The sequence below is a fragment of the Streptococcus sp. HMSC074B11 genome, assembly GCF_001808705.1.
GTDB lineage: Bacteria > Bacillota > Bacilli > Lactobacillales > Streptococcaceae > Streptococcus.
This window is the reverse complement of the sequence record NZ_KV794286.1, coordinates 1-448: the sequence shown is the minus strand read 5'-3', so window position 1 is coordinate 448 and position 448 is coordinate 1. Positions and strand designations below refer to the sequence as shown.

General features: G+C 46.2%; 1 protein-coding gene. It reads right to left on the bottom strand.

Annotation, left to right across the window (positions count from 1 at the left end):
* On the bottom strand, positions 1-448 hold a 448-nt coding region (locus tag HMPREF2619_RS11365; protein ID WP_261673726.1), incomplete at both ends, for an Ig-like domain-containing protein.

Genomic DNA, 448 nt, shown 5'->3' with positions numbered 1-448 from the left:
CACTACTGGAGTGACAGCTGGTGTCTTAACTGGTGTTGCTTTCGCTGGCTCACTTGGTTCTGATACATTACCTGATGGGTCTGTTGCTTTCGCTGTGACATTACCTGCTGGAATATCTACAGTTGGGTTGATGGTTGCTTTACCATCTGTTCCTGCAGTTGCTTCACCGATCTTGTTACCGTCTTTGTCGAACAATTCAACCTTAGAACCTGGTTCTGCATTCACTTCAACTGGTGTCTTAGTGCCTGCTTTACCTGTAAGGTCTGTCTTAACTTCTGGTTTCGCTGGGGCTTCTGTATCTGGTGTTGATGGTGTTGTAGCTTTCGCTGGCTCACTTGGCTCTGATACATTACCTGATGGGTCTGTTGCTTTCGCTGTCACATTTCCTTCTGGAATAGCTACAGTTGGTGTGATAGTAGCTTTACCATCTGTTCCTGCAGTTGCTTCA